Source organism: Psychrobacillus sp. FSL K6-4046, assembly GCF_038624605.1.
In the GTDB taxonomy this organism is placed as follows: Bacteria; Bacillota; Bacilli; order Bacillales_A; family Planococcaceae; genus Psychrobacillus.
In genome coordinates this window covers 991,614-1,007,447 of record NZ_CP152020.1, presented here as the reverse complement: position 1 = coordinate 1,007,447, position 15,834 = coordinate 991,614, and the positions used below count along the sequence as shown (strand labels likewise).

Annotated in this window: 16 protein-coding genes and 2 pseudogenes; 9 read left to right on the top strand and 9 right to left on the bottom strand. The window is 35.8% G+C overall.

The genetic code is table 11. The features are described 5' to 3' along the window. Nucleotides 1-69 precede the first annotated feature (69 nt). The 4 genes from MKY09_RS04835 to MKY09_RS04820 all read left to right on the top strand — a co-directional run bounded on the left by MKY09_RS04835 (nt 70) and on the right by MKY09_RS04820 (nt 4,408). Nucleotides 70-972: a DoxX-like family protein gene (locus tag MKY09_RS04835; RefSeq protein WP_342567728.1), complete on the top strand. Its 903-nt coding sequence runs from the start codon at nt 70-72 to the stop codon at nt 970-972. A gap of 12 nt (nt 973-984) precedes the next feature. Next, the gene (locus tag MKY09_RS04830; RefSeq protein ID WP_342567727.1) at nt 985-1,596 is read left to right on the top strand and encodes a DUF4166 domain-containing protein; all 612 of its coding nucleotides are present in this window, start codon (nt 985-987) and stop codon (nt 1,594-1,596) included. Further along, on the top strand, nt 1,586-3,157 hold the full coding sequence (locus MKY09_RS04825) for a YndJ family protein (RefSeq protein ID WP_342567726.1): 1,572 nt from the start codon (nt 1,586-1,588) through the stop codon (nt 3,155-3,157). The genes MKY09_RS04830 and MKY09_RS04825 overlap by 11 nt, the downstream gene beginning before the upstream one ends. Before the next feature lie 873 nt (nt 3,158-4,030). Beyond that, nucleotides 4,031-4,408: a Type 1 glutamine amidotransferase-like domain-containing protein gene (locus MKY09_RS04820; protein ID WP_342567725.1), complete on the top strand. Its 378-nt coding sequence runs from the start codon at nt 4,031-4,033 to the stop codon at nt 4,406-4,408. A gap of 145 nt (nt 4,409-4,553) precedes the next feature. Here the strand turns inward: MKY09_RS04820 and MKY09_RS04815 are convergent. Continuing rightward, a pseudogene (locus tag MKY09_RS04815) lies at nt 4,554-6,121 on the bottom strand (IS3 family transposase). A 127-nt stretch (nt 6,122-6,248) separates the two neighbouring features. Between MKY09_RS04815 and MKY09_RS04810 the strand changes: the two are divergent. Beyond that, nucleotides 6,249-6,554, top strand: coding sequence for a hypothetical protein (locus MKY09_RS04810; RefSeq protein WP_342567724.1), 306 nt, complete (start codon nt 6,249-6,251; stop codon nt 6,552-6,554). A gap of 79 nt (nt 6,555-6,633) precedes the next feature. On the opposite strand, the gene xerA is transcribed toward MKY09_RS04810, so the two are convergent. Further along, nucleotides 6,634-7,473, bottom strand: coding sequence for a site-specific tyrosine recombinase/integron integrase (xerA, locus tag MKY09_RS04805; RefSeq protein WP_342567723.1), 840 nt, complete (start codon nt 7,471-7,473; stop codon nt 6,634-6,636). 502 nt (nt 7,474-7,975) lie between these two features. Between xerA and MKY09_RS04800 the strand changes: the two genes are divergently transcribed. Then, nucleotides 7,976-8,440: a VanZ family protein gene (locus tag MKY09_RS04800; protein ID WP_169360224.1), complete on the top strand. Its 465-nt coding sequence runs from the start codon at nt 7,976-7,978 to the stop codon at nt 8,438-8,440. A 351-nt stretch (nt 8,441-8,791) separates the two neighbouring features. On the opposite strand, the gene MKY09_RS04795 is transcribed toward MKY09_RS04800, so the two are convergent. Next, nucleotides 8,792-9,562 carry a MerR family transcriptional regulator gene (locus MKY09_RS04795; protein WP_342567722.1) on the bottom strand — a complete coding sequence of 257 codons (771 nt, stop codon included), beginning with the start codon at nt 9,560-9,562 and terminating at the stop codon, nt 8,792-8,794. Nucleotides 9,563-9,940: 378 nt separating this feature from the next. Between MKY09_RS04795 and MKY09_RS04790 the strand changes: the two are divergent. Further along, nucleotides 9,941-10,060, top strand: a pseudogene (locus MKY09_RS04790) (GNAT family N-acetyltransferase); the annotation flags it as partial. Between the two features lie 169 nt (nt 10,061-10,229). Here the strand turns inward: MKY09_RS04790 and MKY09_RS04785 are convergent. From MKY09_RS04785 to MKY09_RS04765, 5 genes are all read right to left on the bottom strand, one after another. Further along, nucleotides 10,230-11,012 carry a class I SAM-dependent methyltransferase gene (locus MKY09_RS04785; RefSeq protein ID WP_342567721.1) on the bottom strand — a complete coding sequence of 261 codons (783 nt, stop codon included), beginning with the start codon at nt 11,010-11,012 and terminating at the stop codon, nt 10,230-10,232. Next, nucleotides 11,009-11,866 carry a DUF5700 domain-containing putative Zn-dependent protease gene (locus MKY09_RS04780; protein ID WP_342567720.1) on the bottom strand — a complete coding sequence of 286 codons (858 nt, stop codon included), beginning with the start codon at nt 11,864-11,866 and terminating at the stop codon, nt 11,009-11,011. The genes MKY09_RS04785 and MKY09_RS04780 overlap by 4 nt, the downstream gene beginning before the upstream one ends. An 18-nt stretch (nt 11,867-11,884) precedes the next feature. Next, a complete protein-coding gene (locus MKY09_RS04775) occupies nt 11,885-12,628 on the bottom strand; it encodes a class I SAM-dependent methyltransferase (RefSeq protein WP_342567719.1) in 744 nt (247 codons plus the stop codon). A gap of 143 nt (nt 12,629-12,771) precedes the next feature. Then, nucleotides 12,772-13,155 (bottom strand): DUF378 domain-containing protein, encoded by a 384-nt coding sequence (locus tag MKY09_RS04770; RefSeq protein ID WP_251555836.1) that lies wholly within the window; start codon nt 13,153-13,155, stop codon nt 12,772-12,774. A 78-nt stretch (nt 13,156-13,233) separates the two neighbouring features. Beyond that, nucleotides 13,234-13,410 carry an asparagine synthase gene (locus tag MKY09_RS04765; protein WP_144539033.1) on the bottom strand — a complete coding sequence of 59 codons (177 nt, stop codon included), beginning with the start codon at nt 13,408-13,410 and terminating at the stop codon, nt 13,234-13,236. 293 nt (nt 13,411-13,703) lie between these two features. Here MKY09_RS04765 and MKY09_RS04760 point away from each other — a divergent pair, with 293 nt between their 5' ends. Next, entirely contained in the window at nt 13,704-14,243 is a 540-nt protein-coding gene (locus tag MKY09_RS04760) for a 2'-5' RNA ligase family protein (RefSeq protein WP_342567718.1), read from the top strand. Nucleotides 14,244-14,274: 31 nt separating this feature from the next. Here MKY09_RS04760 and MKY09_RS04755 read toward each other — a convergent pair whose 3' ends face one another. Then, nucleotides 14,275-15,363 (bottom strand): mechanosensitive ion channel family protein, encoded by a 1,089-nt coding sequence (locus MKY09_RS04755; RefSeq protein WP_251555841.1) that lies wholly within the window; start codon nt 15,361-15,363, stop codon nt 14,275-14,277. Nucleotides 15,364-15,585: 222 nt separating this feature from the next. On the opposite strand from MKY09_RS04755, the gene MKY09_RS04750 reads away from it, so the two are divergent. After that, nucleotides 15,586-15,780 carry a hypothetical protein gene (locus MKY09_RS04750; protein ID WP_251555842.1) on the top strand — a complete coding sequence of 65 codons (195 nt, stop codon included), beginning with the start codon at nt 15,586-15,588 and terminating at the stop codon, nt 15,778-15,780. Nucleotides 15,781-15,834 lie beyond the last annotated feature (54 nt).

The following is a 15,834-nucleotide window of genomic DNA, read 5'->3' as shown; positions in this document are numbered from 1 at the left end:
CTCCTCCCTAATTTATTCTTTGTCACTTACATAAAGTCCTTTATGGTAATCTTATAAGGAGGTGAGATAATGAAAAATAAACCAATTTATGTAGAGACTAGTATCTCTAGCGATATGGAAAAGGTATGGGAGGCATCTCAAAATCCCGAGCTACATGAACAATGGGATTTACGTTTTTCTTCTATCACCTATTTACCCAAAAAAGAAAATGAACCACAGCTATTTGAATATAAAACGAATATAGGATTTGGATTTAGTATTGCAGGTTGGGGGAAAAGTGTCGGTACCTTTCATGCGAAGGACAACTCTAGAACATCCTCACTGCATTTCGGTACTGCCCAAAAGATTTCTCCTATAAAAGAAGGCAAGGGATATTGGAAGTATGAGCCTGAGCAAGATGGCGTTAAATTTTTTACGCAGTATGATTACGATGTTCGTTTTGGAACACTTGGAAAAATGATAGATCGCGTCCTATTTCGCCCGATAATGGGATGGGCCACTGCTCTTAGCTTTGATGTATTTAAGAGGTGGCTTGAAAAGGGAGATACTCCCTCTAGTCAGTATGTACGATTCTTCAGTCACTGGCTTATTACCATTCTGTTCTTTTTTGTTTGGGTGTATCACGGCCTCGTTCCAAAATTACTATTGATGCATCCCGAGGAAGTATCAATGACCCAAGGCATGCTCCCCTTAACGGTGAACGAAGCTCAAAATATCGTATCAACAGCAGGCGTTATTGAAATAGTATTTGGTATTCTGTGGGTACTTTATAGTAATAAGCGAAGATTACTGAAAATCCAAGTCGTTGTTTTTCCATTACTTACACTCTCCACTTTAATAGGAGACGCCACCGTATTTGGTGATCCATTTAACCCCCTTACATTTAACTTAACGCTGTTTGTTCTATCCGTTATCGGATTGCTGGTTAGTAAAGACATTCCAACTGCCAAAAGCTGTAAGCGTTCAAGATAAGGAGTTTTTCATATGTCTATTTATAAAGAAATGCTTGGAGAACAATTCGAGCGACTGCAGCCAAAGCTCAAGCGGCGGTATACTATTTCTTCTGAAAAGGCCTTCCAGGCAACAGGAGTCATGACAAAAATAACTAGTGGTCCGAAATGGTTGTCACCTTTCTTTCGTATAGCCACTCGTTGGAAGTTATTATTTCCTGAGCAAGGAGAGAATGTACCATTTCAAATCGTAAACAAAGGGAAGCTTGGTCCAAATGGGGAGCAACAGGTCCACTGGGAAAGAACATTCTTCTTCCCAAACCAAACAAGGCATTTCAATGCGCTTATGAGCTTAGATCAGAGTAAGCGTGTAGTAAGGGACTATCTTGGGGAGCCGAGCTTGTTCTATTCTGAGCTCGTATTCATTGTCACAGAGGAAGGACATCTTCAAATTGAATCTAGTAAACAGCGTCTTGTATTAGGCAAGCTGGAAATCCCCTTACCAAGGCTGTTAAAAGGAAATGTTCTTGTTAAAGAGTGTTATGTAGAAAAGAAAGACGTATTTTCCATTCATGTGTTAATTACTAATCCTTTACTTGGTACATTATTCGAGTATAAAGGGGTGTTTCAAACAGATGACCTATAAAAGAATTGCAATCTCCCACACTATTTTATTTCTCATAGTTGCTGCTTTTAGCGTAGAGCCCTGGTATTTTCTTATGCTATCCGTAGCTCAGATATTATTTGTTCCACTCGTCTTAAAATTAGTTTTGAAAGATGATCATCTGATTTATTACTTTGTCATTCCAGCTGTGATAGCTGTTTCTATTTTACAGATTACCGAAGATTCAAGGATTGATTCCTTGCTCGCACTTATCTATCTACTTTTTACTTTTATCATTGCCATGGTTGGATTTAAACGTTTTATTAACAGAGGCTTCACCAATATAGAAGAGTTTGCGATTGATATGGGGATGATGTATTTATTCATCGGAGGACTTTGGTTTGTTGCTTCTGTTCTTGAAATAGATACAGGATTTACTCCTATTTTAACGTGGCTGACAGGAATTCACTTTCATTATTCTTCCTTTTTATTGCCTGTTTTTATAGGTTTTTTAGGGAGAGTTTATAAACCTGCCAGCTACCCTTGGCTTACAGCTATCATTTTAATATCTCCTTTAGTCGTTGCAATCGGAATCACTTTTTCTACACTTTTAGAATTTATATCCGTACTTTTATATATGATTGGCATATATGGTTCTATCGTTCTAGCTATTAAGGCAACATATAAAAACGGGTATCAGAAAAGCCTGATTGTTACTTCCTTTGGAGCTCTAGGTGTAACAATCCTGTTCTCCCTTTTGTATGCAACAGGGAATGCGTTTGGTATTTTTGGCGTAACGATAGATTTCATGCTTAAGTTTCATGGATTCTTTAATTGCCTAATATTTGCGTTCGTCGGTATTGTCGGCTGGTCCATTTGGACACCACCGGAACTTTATAAAAAGTTGCAGTTTCCTATTAGCAAGATCAAAGGTAAAGGAACTGTTGGTGAGAAAGTTTTAGGTGCCTATCACTTAAATAAAAACTATACGGGCTTAGTCGATGATATGAGCATTTTTGTAGATAAAGAGTCACTCCCTCCTATGATTAGTAATTTTTATGAGCAAACAATGCATTACCGACTATTTTCCACTGTTCATTGGCATGCTTGGTTCAAGCCTTTTGCCGCTTTATATAGATTGTTTAGTTCCAGGCTGCAGCAGCTGAATCTACCATTTACCTCTAGGGAGATGGAAATGACTGGAGATATAGTAGCTATCGAGGATGGACGTACCAATACAAGAGCTTGGATACGAAAAATTGAAACAAGCACCATCTTTGTTGCACTATATTCCATACATACTCGAGAAGAGAAAACCTTTATGAATATCTCCCTCCCTTTACCATGGTCGTCGATGGTTGGCGTATTAGCATTAGAAGAGCAAGAAGGAAAGCTTCTCTTAACTAGCAAAAGTACCTTAGGGTCTGATGCTGGGATTTACTTGGCCTTTAGAGGAACCATCTTTAAGCTTCCTTTGGAGGAGCAATTTCTTTTAGAGGAGAATAATGAAACTCTAACTGCCAAACATGAGATGCGTATTTTCAGTATTCCATTTTTGACGATTAATTATCGGATTTTTTTAAAGGAAGATTTGGAAACCTGAAAATAAAGGAATATAAAGATACGCATTCTAGAATTCTTACGAAACTGTGTAAAGACTTCAATAGCTTTTTACTTTTTTCTATAGCCCTTATAGATACTACTAGAGCAGAATAATTTCCTATAGCTGCATAGCCATAAAACCAACCCATAAAAAGGCCTGTAATAATATGATCGCGATGCTGATAAACACATAAATGAAAAGTCCTAGTGGCAAAGCTACAAGAGAAATATGTGAATTATTACACTTAAAGTAACGCGGCAGGTTAGTTGAAGAATGTTGTTTAACTTGTAAGAAAATCTTTTGTTTAAAAAAACAGTTTTAAGAAGGTGAAAGGTCTTGGAAAGAAAAGTTGAATTAAAACACTTTTTACTAGGTGGGTATACAATTGGTTTTGTGGTAGGATGCTTAACATCTCTTCTGTCAAAGATTAGCACTACCGTTAATCTCAGTTTTTCCTTTGAAAGTATTTTTTGTATTGTAGTAGTTTTACCAATAATTTATTGGATGTATCGTTATTCAGGAATGGTTTTCGATGACCAAACAATGAAAATGAAGTTGTTATATGCTTTTATATTACTATTAGGTTTTTCTTTCGGAATATTCTTTTTTGAATTACTTTTAAGTTAATAATTTGTCTCTAATAATAGAGTATTGTAAAAGTGCTTTTAAACAGAGAGAGCCCCTTTTTCTATTCAACTAACGAGGTGCTTTAGTAAAGATCATAGGGTTGCTTAGGCAACTCTTTTTACTTATTGAATTAAGGAGACAGTTTAGTTGAAGAGTGTTTTTAACTTGTGTTCAACAATCTTGCCATTTAACAGAAAAGGAAAGCTTAGAAAGTGAGCAATTGAAATCCACAATAAGGGGGACAATATGAAATTTTATCTTTCATCTTTTAAAATTGGAAACGAAGAACGGAAGCTAATCGAATTAACGAAAAATGGGAATAAAAAAGTAGCATATATCAATAATGCATTAGACTTTGCGACTGATTTAGAAAGAAAAAATAAAAGTGATGTTGCAGACGTAAGTGAACTGCAAAGAATAGGTTTCACAGTGGATATTTTAGATTTAAAAATGTACTTCCATAAACCCGAAGGATTGAAAGAAAAGCTTGATCAATACGATGTTATTTGGGTAAGAGGCGGCAATACTTTTATTCTTGCTCAAGCAATGAGATTAAGCGGTTTTGATGAAATCATTAAAAAGTATTTTAAAGACGGTGTTTGTCAATATAGTTGTCGCATTTAGCTAGTTTAGTATTTTAAAAATACATGTTCTTATAATCTTGTAACCCCTAATTCAGTCTAGGCTACCGCGCTGTGCTTGCTGGCCTGTTGATTGGAATGGAAAGGAAGAGCGTTCTTTCCATTCCAACCAACAGGGTAACGGGGGATTACGGTTTAACTAATACTTCTTTTTTAGCCTCATCCCGCATGGGATTAAGCGCTACTTGTTCATGTGGTGCCCAGTTTCTCGTTTTCCGAGCCCATCGCTCAGGATGCTTCTCTTTCGCAACTTCGTACACATCTTTTCGCCTTTCTAATATCGCCAAATGTGCTCCCGTATGGCACTGTACTGGCGTTACGTAATTGAGCCCACTGTGTAAGTGAACCTCATTGTACCAATGGACAAACTTTTGCGCCCATTGTCTTGCTTTTTCGAGTGTTTCAAAGCCTTTATGCGGGAAATCAGGTCGATATTTTAGCGTCCGAAACATCGCTTCTGAATACGGATTATCATTACTCACACGTGGTCTTGAAAAGGAACTTTGAATGCCCAGTTTCTCGAGTAACACTAGGAATGTCGCAGCTTTCATCGGGCTACCATTGTCCGAATGTAGAACAAGTGGCGTTCCTTGAATTTTTTCACTGATCACTGCTTTTTTCACGAGTGCTTCCGCATGTTTGGATTCTTCTGTTTCCCATACTTCCCAGCCGACTGCTTTTCTACTAAACAAATCTAGAATCAAATAGAGTCGATAAAATAAACCTTTCACGGGTCCACCCAACCAGGTAATATCCCATGTCCACACTTGATTGGGAGCCGTCGCAAGATGGCTTTCTGGGATTCTTCGCTGTGGCTTACCACTACGTCCCCGATGATTTTGCATCTTTTCTTCTTTTAATACACGATAAAAGGTGGATTCAGATGCAATATAAGTACCTTTATCTGCGAGCTTCGGAACGATTTGTGTTGGTGGTAAATCCGCGTAATCTGCTTGTTTCACAACGGTGATAATTTCGTCTCTTTCTTCTGGTGATAATTTATTTTTCGGTACGGGACGTTTTGTAAGTGGTCGCTGATCGACTTTCACTCCGCCATCGGATACCCAACGCTCATACGTACGTACGTTGATGTGTAGCTCCTGACAAGCCTTCGCTATTCGTGCACCATTTTGATTGGCTTCTTGTATTAATTTCACGGCTAGTGTGCGATTTGCCGGGTCAATCATTCGTCCTCGTCGTCCCCCCAAATCGCTTGGGCCTTTTTTCTTAGAAGTAGTAATGCCGCAGCTTCCGCCAACGCTTTCTCCTTCTTTTGTAAATCTTTTTCTAATGCTTTTGCACGTTTCTGTTCTTCTTTTAGTTGAACATTCAACTGCTTGGACTGATCAAATGCTTGCCCATTTGCCTGAAGGCAAACACTCTTCCATGCTTCAATCTGTTCCAGATACAAACCCTTTTTACGGCAATACTCCGCAAGCTCCAGTTCATTCATCGCAAATGTTTCCATCACGATTAAAAACTTATCTTGACTGTTCCATTTGTCGCTTGTTTGTCCATTACCTGGCGTTGCAGTTCCAGCTACGCGAGCTTGCTTTCGCCACTTATATAGCGTCACTTCTGAAATACCTTCCGCTTTGGAAATTTGCGAAACCGCTTCGTTGTTAGGTGGCATCATACGCTTCAAAATTTCTGCTTTTCGTTCTTGTGTGTAACGTGTTCCATTTTGTTTTGTCATTAACGATCGACCTCCGTGTATTTTACTTAATCATATCACGTTAGCCTCGTACGACTTCTATCCTAACAGAGGGGGGAAATCAATATGGTAAAGTTGAGTAATAGCTGTTTTAAGGAGGGTATTGCATTTGGGATTTGATGTTGTTTTATATAATCAAGAAGGTAGTGAGATTGGATTTTACGAATTAAGAGAAAGTCTACATAATGAAATATTTAATTCTAAGAAACTGTGGCGTAGTTATTTGGAACTCAGAAGATTAAGCGATTTTTATCTTACTAATGAGACTTTTTCAGGCGAGAGACTTTCCAACCTAATAACAGACCTTAATAATTACAAAGTATTTATTTCGATAAATAAAATCAACGAATATGAAGGATTTATAAAACAATTGTCCAGTTCGGAAATAGGCAAGGTACATATTGCTGGGGACTAAACTATATCTATTCTTGTTCAACTAACGGGTGCTTTAGTCAAATAGAGCAACGTCCCTTATGACGTTGCTCCTTTTGCATTTAAAAGTACTTCTGGTAATACTCTTTTCTTAACCTTCCGCTTAGCTGAGCATAGATCTTGGTGGTTTCACTCTTCTCATGCCCCATAAGACTTTGTATGACTTCAATAGGAGCTCCATTATTCATCAAATGAGTTGCGTAGCTGTGCCTAAGTTGGTGTGGATGAATTTCTTTATTAATTTCTGCACGATTGGAGATCCGCTTGATGATATATCTCATCTGGGCGACACTCATTTTATGCGGCTGTCTTGCTGTCACAAAGATAGCAGGATTATGGTCATTCCGACTTTCTATATAACGTTTAAGCCATATGTCACAACGTGTATTAAAATATACCTCCCTTTCCTTATCACCTTTACCTCGAACAATCGCCGATTGATTGGACCAATTAATATGGTTCTTTTCTAACGAAACTATTTCTCCAATTCGACAACCGGTAGAAAACATGAATTCAAAAATAGCTTTTTCCATTGGGGAATGACAGGATTCACGAAGGTGTTCGATCTCCCGTTCTGTTAAATACTTAGGTATCCGCTTCCCTACTTTGGGTTCTTTAATTTTGGAAGTTGGATTCTTACTAAGGTGTCCTTCTTCATGAGACCACCGAAAAAATGATTTCATAAAGCGAATACGATGTGCAAGACTGGCTGGTTTTAAATGCTTACCGGATACAGCAAGATACTCTTTTAGTTGATTTGTATCCAGCAATGCCATCTCTACATCTTTAAAATAACCAATTAATAGCAAAGACTGTAACTGGTAGGCCTTCAAGGTTTGTGGCGAAAAGCCCTCTATTCGCTTGTCCGCTTCAAACGAAGCCCATGCTTTTGACAGTAACAATGTTATTCCCCCTAAAATAGTAATATTAAAAGGATTATTGCCAACTTAATAGAATTATAGACAAAGGGTGTATTTTGACTAACGCCGCAGTTTATTTGAAGAAGTCATTTTTTGAAAGACGTCGAAGTAGTTAATATAGGGAGTATGGCAATAAACGGGAGTGGATTCAATTGAGACTATTCAGCTTGATACAATTATTAACGGCTATGATTGCGTTTGGTATTTATTTTTATTTTATTGAACCTGTTATTAAAGAGAATGTATGGTTCAAATTTTTGATATTTGCACTAGTTTTCTTTACTCTAAGTTATTTTTCCAAAAGGTTTGAAGGACATTTAAAATTTTTAGATAAACGGATTGATAATCAACTTAGTGTATGGATTGTAATTGGTTTAATTTTCATTCCTTTATTCATTATTTTTTGAACTAATGGGTGTTACTTCAAGAAGGAGTAAAGCCATTTTCTTATTGAACAAAAGGATATCAAGTACAGGGAGATAAAATGAAAAAAGTAATAAAGATTGTTCTTAACATAAGTTTCGTGTTTTATTTATTTGCATTAGTAGTTCTATTGTTCTTAGGCACTAGAGGCTTTTTATGGTCTGGTATAACAATGATAGAGTATATAAAGAACTCATCTAATTTTATACCCTTTAAAACTATAAATACATATATAAGGGCATTGTTTGACGGAAGTATGAATATAGATATACCTATTAAAAATCTCTTTGGTAACTTATTTATGTTTTTGCCAGCGGGGATTTACTTACCTTACTGCATAAGAAAGGCAAAAGAGATAAGTGTTTTTATAATTTCGTTGAGTATATTGCTAGTGGTAATTGAAGTAGTTCAAGTAGTTACTAGAAGAGGAAGTTTTGATATTGATGATTTTATTCTTAATATGCTTGGTGCTTTAATAGGATTTGGAATTTGGAAAACAAAGTTTGTTCAGAAACTGCTTAGATAGAACAGTAATTTTAACTAACGAATGCTTTAGTAAAAAATCGGACATCAAAATAAATAAGCATGGAGATACATTTCCCAGCTACCCCTTCATCATTTGAATGGGGGATTTGTTTTTAGCTGTTTATTCACTAAATGCCCCCAAACCAGCTTTGGTAGCATTTTAGGGGGGCGTAAGAATTTTGAAGATTTACTGCTATAAGAAAATCTAAACATAAAAAAACCTAATTTCTCGGTTTATAAGTGAGAAATTAGACTTTAGTTACTTCATTAAATCGCCCTATAATGGAAAATCAAGTGTGTTGTTTTAAATAAGATAGACCAACTATAATTTAAAAGTATAGCTCATTAATATCTATTCCTTTTCTTCTTGCTGAATATAATATTCTATCGCTTGTTCAAACCATTTTTGTTCATCTTCTGTAAAAGGAGATGGTGTCATATTATCAAATTCTTGAAAATCAGGTTCTCCTTCTATATTCGTATCAGCGAGTTTTTGCATCAAATCCTCATCAAAAAATGAAAAAACTCCTTCTATATAGTTCTTAATCATTCGCTGTACTTTCAGGTCCTCTACGGGTTTACCATATAATTGTTTCACTTCTTTAGACAATTGAGTAAACGTTTTATCTAAAGAGATTTTTTCTTCTTCCGATTTCTTTTCTAACTCTTCCATGATATCCGTTAACATATGACGATTGATCCATTCTTCTTGTATATGGTCAGTACGCATACCGTGAAGAAGGGTAAATAATAAGTTACTATCCACTGTTCCCTCTTCCTCCATTAACCTAATTACTCTATTAATAGATTTCATTGACTGTTCGATTTGTTTTTTCTCTTTTTCTAAAGCTTGAAGATGGAGAGACAAGCTTTCGTTTAAATCAACGGTAAAGCTTGTTTTATTTAATAAATTTTTTATTTCATCCAGACTATATCCTAGGAATTTTAAACTTAGAATTTTTTGTAAAATTATAATATCTGGATAATTGTAAATGCGATGCCCTGAAGAAGGATTCTTTTCTGGTCGTAATAAACCAACTTCATCATAGTAATGTAAAGTAGGAATAGGTATTCCTGTCTTTTCTGAAAACTCCCCAATGGAAAACTTGTTATTGTTATTCATCAAAATTCCTCCCAACAAAAGTATAAGTTCATTATAAAACCTCAAGTAACTTGAGGTTCAAGGGATAAATTTGAAATTGATATATTGTCACACTATTCCCGTTAATTCAACAATGCTGTACAATCTCAGTTATTGCATAAGATTTTGCATATTACTAATCGTTGTAAATCCACAAAAATCTGGCTAGAACCCAAAAAGGTAGCGTAATTTTTGCATTGATAACGCATTTAAGGAATTAAGTTCATAAAGTCATAGAAAAGATTGTGAAGTATTGTACTTAAACTAACGCGTGCATTAGCAAAATAATCCATCATTTATGGTCTATTTTTTATGTCCAAAACATTAAGTTGATTTCGGATATGGCTTGTGAAATGTTACACTTTTGAATTTCAAGCTCGTTTTTTCTATGAACTAAAAGGATATAAAGTTGTTGGTGAAATCAAAGATTATCCCCCTGGTAGTAGTTATTATACAATGGTTACTAGTCGGATGTTTTAGTAAAATAGGAAAACAAATTAAAAAGAGCTTGGAGAAAGTACCCAACTCATTTGTTATATGTATTTAAATCAACTTTAGCTTTAACATAACTTAAATATAAAAATATGAAATCAGATTGCCGATTTCACATTTTTATATTTATTGACTAGTTATTTCCCAATGGCTTAGTTTATCTAGGAGGAAGTTTTCTACATATATACACCATATTATCACTTTCGGAATCAAGCGGTGTGCCCTTCCAATCTTTATAGACATTTACAATTTCCAGGTTATGTTCTTTTAATAACCTCTCCATCTCTAAGGGATAGGTACATCGTAAGCTTATATTAGTTACCTTTTCATCAATTATTATTGCACTATGATCTTTGTATTTTCGAATGGTTGTGTAATGCTGGATTTGTTTTAACGAATCGTATCTACTAATTGTGTAGACATCTACCTCGTATTCTCCATCCATATAAGTTTTCCAATACTCCTCTGTTGCCGGTTGAAGAAGCTCCTCGGCAGAAGGAAATCTAGTATCAAATATAAAAATACCATCTTCCTGAAGATGTTGTTTTATAGAGGATAAAAGTTGATCCTGTGCCTCATTTGTATGGAAATGCTGTATGGAATTACCCACCATATAAATAAACGGACTTCTAATGCCTGCTTGGAAATTTGTACAATCCTGCTGCAGCCACTGTATATCCAAGTTAAGCTTTCCGGCTTTTTTAGCTGCCTGCTCCAACATTCCTTTATGAACATCAATACCGATTAATTGGTAGCCCTCTTTGGCTAATGGCAAGGTCAGCCTCCCAGTTCCACAGGCTAAGTCTATAATTGGACCATTTACTTTCCCTGTCCATTCTAGTAATAATGGAAGTTCCCCTACGTAATGATTATTTTCCTGGTCATAGGCTGCTGGATCATCATATTCCTCTAAATTATCTAGTTGAATGCGATTCGTCATACCAGTTCTCCTTCAACTTGAAGTAGCCAATTCTCTACCTTCTCTAGGTAGTGAGGATTTTCCCATGCGATGATTGTCTCAAGTTCCCCATGCTTTTCCATTTCCTCTTGTACAAATAGCTCTCCAAGGAAATAGCCAAATCTACTGTACCCAAAGGTATTTACTCCATTAATAGAAAACCAATCACGAGATATTTCGTTTCTAGACATTTTTCGATAGTCCTCTATAAATGCCTTTTTTATTTCTTTAACATTCTGTTGAGCAAAATTAAGCCATTCTGCGCCTTCATCATCGTAAGTAAAATAAACGGATTTCTTTAAATGAGGAATAATTCTTTCAGATAGGTACGTTGCAATTCCTTCCCTATATAACCAGTTGAATGGATGAGTCCATTGGGCAGTCGTCCAATCCATCCCGGCCCTGTCTGTTAAAATATTTTGTGCTGCATGACCAAACTCATGAGCAACGATTACCCTCAAATGATTTGGATCAGGCGAAAGCTTCTCTAACGCAAAGGTGATATTAGGAATTATTTGCTGGTACGTATATGCATTTGAACCATATCCTCCAACGATCAAATTGACCTGTATTGGAAAAGTAACATCGTATAATCGTTCATATTCGCGCACTACTTCTTCAATAATAGGTGTTATATTTTCATGCACTTGTTGGATTTCACGGAAGCTGCCAGGGTATTTCTCCATTGACTGGTTATGTCGTTCCTCGGTGTCTTTGCAATGACGAGGAAAATATTCTGTAAAAATTTCTGGGTACTTTTCATAATAGCTTCGTAAAAAGCTAATGGATGGGATGTAATTGTTTAAAAAGAAAGGCACTGTATCTATAATCTTCAATTTGCTTTCCCCCTTTAACTATTTACTACACTTAATAATTAATGTTGTCGGTATAAGTTGTGCTTTTTCAAAGGAGTACCACCTATTTACATGTCGCTCTAAATCCTTCTCTGCCATGTAGACCTCTTCTACAACCTCTTCAATTTTAAACCCAGCCTTTATAAGTCTATTAATATAAGTACTCACTTTAAATTGTTGCATGATTGCTTGTGTATCCCAAAAATCGTGGTCATACGGCCCTTCCTCTTGATAGGATTTGTTGAAGAGATACTTCCCTTCCTCATGCTTCACTCTGCTATGTAGAGGATGCTCCCAGCTGAATACAAAAATGCCTCCTACTTTTAAGTAAGAATAGATATTGGCTAATGTTTTGTCTAAATCAGTAGTCCATCCTAGTGCAAAAATCGAATAAACGATGTCAAAATAGTTTGATGGCAATCCAGGATTAGTTTCCATAGGAGATTGAATTAGTTTTACGGAAGATCCATAATCCTTCAATAATTCTTTTGCAGCAGATAGCTGGTTGTTTGATAAGTCAATTCCCCAAAGCTCTCCTGCTCCTCTCTTCGCCATATATTGTAGGGAATGACCACTGCCACAGCCGATATCTAAAACCTTCAAATCCTTTACTTCTCCTAATAGATTTAAATGTTCTTCACGCGGAGCCATTGGTCCATACTCGGGAAGAGGATTTCTACCATAAAAACGATTTGCAGACTTTTCCCAGCTTGTTTTGTTTATTTCTAATGTCTTGGTATTCATCTTGTTCCTCCAATAATTTACTCGTTCCACCGCTTTCCGTGGTTAATATTTATATTCGATTATTTATTCTTAAACTCCTTTATAAAACAAAAAACCTGACGCACGTTTTAACGTTGCGTCAGATTTTTTGATGCCGTACAAAATTATCTCTTCTTTTTCTTAGAAGTTTTTTTGTAATAATTTGTAGGCGAGTTTGTTGTAGAATTATCCGATGAAGCATTAGTTTGTGGATCTGCCACAATAATTTCCTCTTCTTCAGCAAATTCTGTTTCGTAGCTTAGATTTCTGTAATTTTGACTTTTCCCATCGCTGGTAGAAGTACTGCTTTCTTCGTCCTCTTGAGCAAACAGTAGTGGTATACAAGCAATCCCGCTTAAACCAACAAGTGCATACACAACACGAGCAAAGGCAGAAGTTTGTCCACCAAAAATAGATGCAACTAAGTCAAATTCAAAAAATCCGATTAAACCCCAGTTTAATGCACCAATGATAACTAATGCTAAAGCAATCCGAGATAGTACTGACACGGACCAACACCTCCTTCAATTTGTATAGGTGGAGCTAGGTAGTAAGAATGGAAGGAAAGTTCCTTCCACCCTGAATCTTTAGCGGCGATGTTCAACTAAATCGATTGCCCCCAACACAATATGCGCTAAGCCAAATCCGATAATCGAACTCGTGATTAATGGTGAAATGCTTCTATTGTTCCTAAGCGCTACTCCAGTTGTAGTTACGGCTGTCCCTAAAACTGTTGGTATTAACCCTTCGCGAATACTCTCCATTAAAAACACTCCTCTCATTAATTGCTGTGATTCCTTCCTATCTTTTGCAATATTCATCTGTTTATACTGCCGAGCAAATAGTACAAGAGCATGAAAATATCCTTTCTTTTAACAACTTTTATCAATAAATGAAATATTTATATGATATAATCAAACGAAATATTTTTTAGTCTACTCAAAATTAGTATTAACTGATTGAATCTTATCTTCAGTGGCATACTTTCCAATCTTTTATCAGATATATAAATCGTTGGATAATAAAAAAGAATTTTTTAAAAAAGAAGGCGAATAATATGTATGGAATAATTGCGTTATTTGATGATCAGTTAAATAAGCGGATTTTGAAACTTTGGCAAGAGTTAAAGGATGAATCTATTTCTTCCTATGCATTTGAGGTAAGTGATCGGAATCCACATATTACTATTGCAAGTTACAGCAAATTAGATATTAAATCTTTTGTAGATCGCTTAGATAGCTACTTAGCAGATAAAAAAAGTATTGAAATCACGTTTCCTTCTATTGGATCGTTTACGGGATCTGGTACACTTTTTTATACACCTGTTATTACAGAGGATCTTTTTCATTTTCACAACGACTTTCATACTTATTTTAAGGACTTTAATGACGCACAATCCTTGTATAATCCAGGACAATGGATTCCACACTGTACTATAGCAAATCGTTTATCCAACCAAAAATTATTAGAAGCTTTCCTCTATTGCACTACTCAAGCTCAGAACATAAAGGGATATATTAAAGAAATTGCTGTAATAGACACGTCTATCCCGACACAAGCCCCAGTAATTTTTTCAAAAAAACTTAAGTCCATATAAATACCGCTGAGAATCATCCCAGCGGTACTTATTATTCCTCTATGCTCTTTGGTTCATTCTGAATTAATTCATTATCCACATAAACTTTTCGACTTTGAAGGGCTATAGAAACTCCTTCTCGTTCTAAAATTTCCATAATACCAAAGTTAATATCCTCTTTCACTTTTAAAAACTCTGCCCAAACCGTTGTGTTCGTAAAGAAATATAAGAAAATGTCATAGCCATTTTCTTTAAATGCATCAAATTTCACAAAAATTGTTTCAGGATGGACACCTGTATGCTTGCTCACTAGCTGTTCAATTTCTTTTACTACAAGCTCTAATTTTTCCTTCGGCGTCTCTTGAGATACCCTTAGATTAAAGTTAATTTGCCTTTTCCCCATTTTACTCCAGTTGGTAATTGGTCCATTGGCAATCATGGCATTCGGAACAGTAACAATAGCTTGTGAAAAGGTACGGATTTTTGTACTACGAAAAGTAATTTCTTCAATCGTCCCCTCCACATCAGGAGTCAATATCCAGTCACCAATTCTAAAAGGCTTTTCTGTAATAATAACAAAGCCACCCAATAGATGAGAAAGCGCATCCTTTGCAGCAAAGGCGATTGCTACTCCACCTAAGCCTAGTCCCGCAACAAATCCACTCACGTTATAACCAAATTCCTCAGCAACTACGCTAATACTTATGACAACAATAATAACTCGCAATGCCTTTGAAAGAAAAGGAATGAGTATATCATCAATATCCAAATTATATCTGTTTCTCATTTTAGTGAAGAAAGTAGAGGAATCAGAGGACATATTGTATAATCCCCAGCTGATCAGAATAATATAGGAGACTCTTATAAGCACCAGAAATAATTTATTTGTTTCATCAAAATGTGGAAAGAAGCTAGCCGCCACATAAATTCCGACTATGATAAACATCCATTGAATAGGCTTTTCGAAGGACCGAAAAAGGTGAGTCAATGCATCAGTCGGTGTTTTATCACTTAGCTTGATCAATAGGTTAAATACATATTTCGAGAAAATTTTTCTCAAAATAAGGAAAACTAACAGTATGGCAATGGAAATACCAAGGTTCTTCCAAAAGACATACGACATAAAGATAGACAAATCCATAAAAAATACCTCCTAGCAAAATCAACACATATCATACCATAGAATTTTACTATCCTTTAATGATTTGCTGTCGTGGTTGTACATTGTATAAAGGTTTGCCTTTTACTACGAAAGTTAAACTTTGATATTTTGAAAGAAACTGAACTTGTAATATGTGGATAAAGAAACTTTTTTAAAAATTCCAATAATGTTATAATTTAGGTACAAATGGAGGTTTTAAATATGATAACCAAAATATTTGAATGGATTGGATTTATTATCGTCGGGGTTTCCATCTATGCTAATGCTATTATTCGTGCCGATGGTATTACGTCCGGAGCAGGTATCAATTTAAGTATCATCGGGATGATTACTGGTGTGATTCTTACTCTTACCTTTTTCTTAGTGAGGAAATTAAAGGTAACACAGAATATTTAATTACACGAGATGGGCAATCATTAAAGGGTCTGTATCTATGATACAGACCCTTAT

Coding starts and splice junctions, on each gene's coding strand:
- MKY09_RS04835 (WP_342567728.1), top strand. CDS start 70: ATGAAAAATAAACCAATTTATGTAGAGACTAGTATCTCTAGCGATATG.
- MKY09_RS04830 (WP_342567727.1), top strand. CDS start 985: ATGTCTATTTATAAAGAAATGCTTGGAGAACAATTCGAGCGACTGCAG.
- MKY09_RS04825 (WP_342567726.1), top strand. CDS start 1,586: ATGACCTATAAAAGAATTGCAATCTCCCACACTATTTTATTTCTCATA.
- MKY09_RS04820 (WP_342567725.1), top strand. CDS start 4,031: ATGAAATTTTATCTTTCATCTTTTAAAATTGGAAACGAAGAACGGAAG.
- MKY09_RS04800 (WP_169360224.1), top strand. CDS start 7,976: ATGAAAAAAGTAATAAAGATTGTTCTTAACATAAGTTTCGTGTTTTAT.
- MKY09_RS04795 (WP_342567722.1), bottom strand. CDS start 9,562: ATGAATAACAATAACAAGTTTTCCATTGGGGAGTTTTCAGAAAAGACA.
- MKY09_RS04785 (WP_342567721.1), bottom strand. CDS start 11,012: ATGACGAATCGCATTCAACTAGATAATTTAGAGGAATATGATGATCCA.
- MKY09_RS04775 (WP_342567719.1), bottom strand. CDS start 12,628: ATGAATACCAAGACATTAGAAATAAACAAAACAAGCTGGGAAAAGTCT.
- MKY09_RS04765 (WP_144539033.1), bottom strand. CDS start 13,410: ATGGAGAGTATTCGCGAAGGGTTAATACCAACAGTTTTAGGGACAGCC.
- MKY09_RS04760 (WP_342567718.1), top strand. CDS start 13,704: ATGTATGGAATAATTGCGTTATTTGATGATCAGTTAAATAAGCGGATT.
- MKY09_RS04755 (WP_251555841.1), bottom strand. CDS start 15,363: ATGGATTTGTCTATCTTTATGTCGTATGTCTTTTGGAAGAACCTTGGT.
- MKY09_RS04750 (WP_251555842.1), top strand. CDS start 15,586: ATGATAACCAAAATATTTGAATGGATTGGATTTATTATCGTCGGGGTT.